The 6,009-nt window shown below is 45.0% G+C and carries 6 protein-coding genes; all 6 read right to left on the bottom strand.

The genetic code is table 11. The features are described 5' to 3' along the window. Window positions 1-10: 10 nt before the first annotated feature. A complete protein-coding gene (locus B7G66_RS05145) occupies window positions 11-1,144 on the bottom strand; it encodes a DUF4910 domain-containing protein (protein WP_239016124.1) in 1,134 nt (377 codons plus the stop codon). After that, window positions 1,110-2,069 (bottom strand): hypothetical protein, encoded by a 960-nt coding sequence (locus B7G66_RS05140; RefSeq protein ID WP_141313116.1) that lies wholly within the window; start codon window positions 2,067-2,069, stop codon window positions 1,110-1,112. The genes B7G66_RS05145 and B7G66_RS05140 overlap by 35 nt, the downstream gene beginning before the upstream one ends. A gap of 75 nt (window positions 2,070-2,144) precedes the next feature. Continuing rightward, window positions 2,145-3,065: a hypothetical protein gene (locus B7G66_RS17155; RefSeq protein WP_141313114.1), complete on the bottom strand. Its 921-nt coding sequence runs from the start codon at window positions 3,063-3,065 to the stop codon at window positions 2,145-2,147. 60 nt (window positions 3,066-3,125) lie between these two features. After that, window positions 3,126-4,421, bottom strand: a complete 1,296-nt coding sequence (locus B7G66_RS05130; protein WP_080545448.1) for a class I SAM-dependent methyltransferase — start codon at window positions 4,419-4,421, stop codon at window positions 3,126-3,128. 44 nt (window positions 4,422-4,465) lie between these two features. Continuing rightward, the gene (locus tag B7G66_RS05125) at window positions 4,466-5,014 is read right to left on the bottom strand and encodes a dTDP-4-dehydrorhamnose 3,5-epimerase family protein (RefSeq protein ID WP_003619923.1); all 549 of its coding nucleotides are present in this window, start codon (window positions 5,012-5,014) and stop codon (window positions 4,466-4,468) included. A gap of 153 nt (window positions 5,015-5,167) precedes the next feature. Beyond that, window positions 5,168-6,009: SDR family NAD(P)-dependent oxidoreductase (locus B7G66_RS05120; RefSeq protein ID WP_206778185.1), on the bottom strand; the 842-nt coding region annotated here is incomplete at its 5' end.

The raw sequence follows: 6,009 nt of genomic DNA, 5'->3' as shown, positions 1-6,009 counted from the left end.
GCGACTGGGCTCATGGGTCATAGCAAAAACAAATTGGTATAAGGTCCATGATGAAACCGATGGAGGCGTATAACCCTTCGGGGGTTACGAAATCCAGGTTATCGGCGGATGTATGATACTGTTCGAACTGCCCGTTGGGAGAACGCATGAGGCATCCCACCGGCAGATTGAACCCGGGCGAACAATATTGCCGTTCATCATAGCCATATGGTTCGAATGGCACGACCTTCCCACCCCAGCGTGTCTGCACCAGATAAGCTGCATATCGATCGACCGGGGCGTTCCCCTGACGTGACTGTTTATAAGTCGGCTTCCCCGCATCCCCCAGGCAGCTCATGACCAGGCCATGGCGGATACGGCCAATCCTGTCTTCATTCCGGGCCAGCCATGTTATTGAGCCTATGGTCCCCGGAATGAAGACAAAGCGGTAGGACAGGCGCCGATGAGCAGTTTCCTGCAACGCACGGATTACCTCGACCGCTATTGCAATGGACGATGCATTGTCATTCGCAAGGGCGGGATGACAGCAGTGAATTGAAAACAGGACTTCATCAGCCTCATCACCTGCCGTCATAGTCGCGGGAATGACAACTTCACCATAACTGAGGTGCCCGGGGCCAAGTTCAGTCCGGATCTCCACATCATATTCATCATCCGTCAACTGTGCATATTGATGGGCGGAAAGGCAAAATCCCCAGTCCTTTTTGTAATAGGATGTCCGATAAGGGATAAGGTCGGGCTGATCCGACAGCCAGTACAGATGCTTTTCCAGATCCTTACGTGAAACACGTGCGCATACCGGAATACTATATTGCATCAGATGAAGATTACACCATGCCCAGTCAATCACCACTTCGCCAGTTGTACGACGAAGGGTCGCGCCATAGACATTCCATTCATCTGGCACAGTCCAATCCAGCACTTTAGTACCGGACTGGATATGGTAGATGGAAAAATTTTTAACTCTCGTAGCGATATATCCCAGTGTCTTTCTTATTCCCCTGCCGGTTATACTGCGAAAAATAGGGAATATATCTTTGACATGGTTATAAAGTATATCAGGGAGGTTCTCCATTGGGACGATATACCTTTCTATCGGGGAAATATCCTTAATGTGGAATAAAGGTTCCGATTGCGGACCCAATAACCTTTCCAGGCCCTTGCATGACACCCATTTTTCCAGTAACTCCCCATGTATTAAATGGAAACTGTACTATATTATACTCACTATGTGATGAAATCCATGCATCTGCTGTCGGTTTCCCGTTATATCCATTGACCATCACAAATGACCCCGGCGTCATGAATAATTGTGCAGCCACCATGTTGGGTAACGCCCGCAGTTCAATCACCGGCTGGTCAGATGGACCGGTTTCAATATGTCCGTCAAATTCGACAAGGGCCGATAGGATCGCCGTTTTGCTGTTATAATCCCAGTGCCCCCCAAGCCAGTCCATTTCAAACCCACCTTCATCATCAATACCCAGTTGGTTATTAAAAACACCCACGTCAACAAAAGTCATGCGTTCCCCAGCATCTTCCGCACCATTTACGGTATAGATTCCAACTTTGTTATTAAATATCTGTATGTGCGAGAGACCAAATCCATAGGAATGGTTGGCAAAAGTGATTGCGCGTCGGAAACCTGAAATTGACATACTTTCCAATGTCATTGCCGCGGCAAGAATATTGTTGTGATGCACACTGTTAAAGACAATACCATCCACATTTTCATTACCAATAAGGCGGATACCCTTAATATAATGAACGAATGTTCCATAATCCGGGGTTGTCTCGCTATCAGTACTGACCGTGATTGCCGCGTCACCTGCCGGCAGGTCAGATGCATCAATCCGCCCATCCTGTAACGTAACACGCAGTGGATTGATCAGGATACCATGGGCAAGGTGCACGGTACGTCCCCCAAGACTAAGAACACATGTACCATGTCCCGCGTAACAGGATTGCAGCGCGGCGGGAAGGTCTCTGGCAATATCAATACTGGCAGGGGCGGTGGCGGCTATAATATTTCGTGGAAGAACAGCCAACCCAACCAAAAGTAGGGCCATGATTGTCCATGAAACATATCGCATCCCCAGACCCTTCCTCTTAAGAATATTAGAATTGTTATTTTTTTATTTTAATTAATGAAATACCTTTCCCATGATCCCCGCAGGCAGCATTCGTATACGGTGCCACAACGCCAAGAAAAGCGGGAAGATATAGGTACTGACAGGAAAACGACGAAGCCTTTTTCCAAAAATACTCTTCGGAACAAAAAATTTCTCAGGTCGCCCTTCATATCGGATCGTACTTGCAATGTAGCGTTCCCGATCCAGAACAGGATGAACAACTTCGTTTTCCAAGAGTATATGAGTATCTTCTTCAAGATATGCCGGTTCATGGCTATAACGTCGAACATCTAGATATTTTGACAGCTCAGTATAATGGTACCCTGCCAATCTGGTTTCAATCGGAATAAACGCTTCACAATGTGGCCAATATTTCAGGGATCCTGATCTGAACTGTTCCGATAACGCCAGCCTGCGTTGATAAAGAAGGCTTACGGCCCTCCTGGAGAAAATACCTATCTGCAGAAATGTCTTCGTCAGATCCCGTTCCCTATAAAGATCACTGCAGGAACGGTAAAAATACCATTCCCTGAATATGTCTTTTGAGGTCAATCCGACAAGGTCACTTCCATCGCGACATATATTTTCCATCAGGCGATCAAAATTTATGTTTCCACGGACATCATATTCAAACAATATATAGTAATCATATTTATCATATCGATCGGCAAAAAAATATAATGCATAATCTACATTATACCACATGGGGTTTACCTTGACCCCAAACTCTAAGCCCTGATCACGAAAATCTGCTTCATGGAAAATAATAACAGGAAAATTGTCCGGTATACGACATTTTCCTGATGTATTATTGGCAACAATGAATAAGTCGCCATTTCCGATCATTGATCGAAGACGAAGAAACTGGCGTTCGACAAAGCTGTCCCATACATGAGTACGAAACAGGATCGCATATTTAGGTGTACGAACCACCTTTGAATTCCCTGATATGGTTTAAATATATATATATATATGTCAACAGACATTCATCAGTCATAATATTTCTATGCCCGGTATCGGGGTTACAAATTTTCCACCCCATTCACGAATATACGACATGGTATCAATGATTTCGTTTTTCAGATTCCATGGAAGGATCAAGACAAAATCAGGCTTCTTTTCGCGGATTGCATCCGGGGCAAGGACCGGAATGCGCGTGCCAGGCAACAGCATATTCTGTTTATGTGGACTGGCATCGACCGTAAAGGAAAGCAATTCTGGCCCAACGCCACAATAATTTAAAAGCGTATTCCCTTTGGCCGGCGCACCATACCCAACAACAACTTTTCCATTTTGATGAGCATCAATAAGAAACTGAAGAATATTGCATTTTATATTCACAACAGATTTTGAAAATTGATCATATGTATCAAGGGATTCAAGGCCGAATTCACGTTCTTCCATACAAAGTGCATTGACGGCAGGATTTTCCTGTAATGTCGTATTTTCTTCATGCGTCGCATAAACCCGCAAGGATCCCCCATGCGTAGGAAGCTGCTCGACATCGAAAACACGCAATCCATGATTAAATAGTGCGCGACGGATAACCAGCAAAGAGATATAGGAAAAATGTTCATGATAAATGGTATCGAACTGATATTCCTGCATCAATTTCAATAGGTGCGGAAATTCAAATGTTATCACTCCTCCGGGCGCAAGAAGAATTTTGAACCCTTCAAGAAAATCATGAAGGTCAGGGACATGCGCAACAACATTATTGGCCACCATCAAGTCAGCCGCATATCCTGCTCCCTTCAACCGCATTGCAGTCTGTACGCCAAAAAAAGCGACTTCAGTGGGGATACTTTTTGCAATTGCAATTTCTGCCACATTCGCGGCGGGTTCTATTCCCAGGATTCTAATTCCAGCATCCTTCACATATTGCAAAAGATATCCATCATTACTTGCAATTTCCACGACCAAAGATTCAGTATTCAGCGAGAAACGCGCCCTTTGCTGTGCGACATATCTCTTTGCATGCTGGAGCCAACTAGCGGAATATGACGAAAAATAGATATAATCCCCAAAAATGGATTGAGGGGATTCAAATTCAGACAATTGTACCAGGAAACATTTTTCACATACAAACGCATGGAGAGGATAGAATGCCTCCATTGTATTCTGCAGCTCAGGTTTGATAAATGAATTCGCCAGTGGCGAAAGCCCTAGATCAGCAACACTCCGCCGGAGAGGGGTAGCACATAAACGGCATGCCCCCGTCGATGAGTAGGGAATACTCGAATGAACATGAACACGATCATGGGGGGCGGAATGGGTTAAATTGTCCATGGTGATGATCCATTATACCGAGTGACGGGGAGGGATGTAGTATTTCAGGGAATCGTTGCATTTTTTGTTTCATAACAAGGCCAATTCAGGTCTTTTTCTGAAATGTAAGTGACTGGTCGTGGCCATGAAATCCCAAGTCTCGGATCGTTATATCTGACACCTGATGCATGACTTTGCATATATATGCTTGACATGGCATATAATACCTCAACATCATCATTGAGTGTCATGAACCCATGGGCACAACCTGGCGGAATATAAACCATTTCATTACTAGAAAAACTCAGATAAAAACTTTCATATAACAGATATGTAGGTGAATCAGGACGAAGGTCACATATAACGTCATATATCTCCCCCCGCAGACAATGCACCAATTTAGCTTCTGCATAGGGTGGCCGCTGAAAATGGAGTCCTCGTAATGTACCTGCATAGGATGTGCGTGAAATACTTGTCTGTATAAAATCGCACGATATCCCATTTTCCAACAAGTAACCCTGATCGAATATACGTCCAAATGATCCCCGTTCGTCGCAATGACGGGGGAGAGTGATTTTCTGGACACCAAATATTTTGGTCGGTTCAAAAATCATCTTCTTCTGATCACGCTTGTGGCATTTTCCGAAGTACAACGGCATACCCCGGGATGCGTGCTAAAGAGTGCCCCAGAGAGAAAGTTTCCTGTTTTAAAAAATATTATTTATAAACCATCATAATATGCGCATATATACAGGATCTTCGTCTTTTTAATCCCTTGGCAGATCTGGTGGACGGATCACGATATCCGTGATTTCCGCGCTTCGTGGTACAAACAGGCATCCTAATATGACATCCGCAATGTCCTTTGGCTGAAGAAGCGGGATCCTCATATCCGACCGACCTTCATGACGCAAAACCTCGGATTGCATTGGGGTTGCTGTCCGGCCAGGATAGACATTCAGTATGCGGATGCCGCGCCCGCGGCTCTCTTCGCGAAAGCGTGAAACCCCCTGTTTCAGAGCTTGCTTGCTTGCTGCATACGCATCCATCGAAACACGCTCGCCTAACGATGCTGTCGAATTAAGAAATACCACCTGTCCACCCGCCGTTTCCAAGGCAGGCAATAATAGATTTGAAAGACATAGCGGGGCATCGACATTTACATGATGAAGTAAAATATTCATATCATTGGAGATCTCGGAAATGAGCCCCCCATGGAACATTCCAGCAGAATGGATGAGGACATCAAGTGACTCGATATTGCGTATAAGGGCAGGAAGAGCATCTTCATCCGTAATATCAATGGGACAGACAGTCGTAACATCTTTCCCAAGTTGATCTGCCAACAGATTCAGCGGAATACTTTTCCGCCCCACCAGAATAACATGATAACCGGCATGACATAAAGCAGAGGCAACCGCACGGCCAATACCACTCCCCGCCCCAGTTACAAGGGCCTTTCCATGATGCGGACACCTGGAAGGCACAAATATATTTTCAGATTCCATGGGGTCATCATTCCCTGTCCCAGAGTTCACCTTGTAACAAGATACCGGCAATAAAAAATAAGAGCCTGATCCGAAAGTTTTTGAACAATACCAGCCTGTTG

The sequence above is a fragment of the Novacetimonas hansenii JCM 7643 genome (genome assembly GCF_000964405.1).
In the GTDB taxonomy this organism is placed as follows: domain Bacteria; phylum Pseudomonadota; class Alphaproteobacteria; order Acetobacterales; family Acetobacteraceae; genus Novacetimonas; species Novacetimonas hansenii.
Note: the sequence above shows the minus strand (reverse complement) of the source record. Positions and strands in the feature narration are given on the sequence as shown.

Coding starts and splice junctions, on each gene's coding strand:
- B7G66_RS05125 (WP_003619923.1), bottom strand. CDS start 5,014: ATGATTTTTGAACCGACCAAAATATTTGGTGTCCAGAAAATCACTCTC.
- B7G66_RS05130 (WP_080545448.1), bottom strand. CDS start 4,421: ATGGACAATTTAACCCATTCCGCCCCCCATGATCGTGTTCATGTTCAT.
- B7G66_RS05140 (WP_141313116.1), bottom strand. CDS start 2,069: ATGGCCCTACTTTTGGTTGGGTTGGCTGTTCTTCCACGAAATATTATA.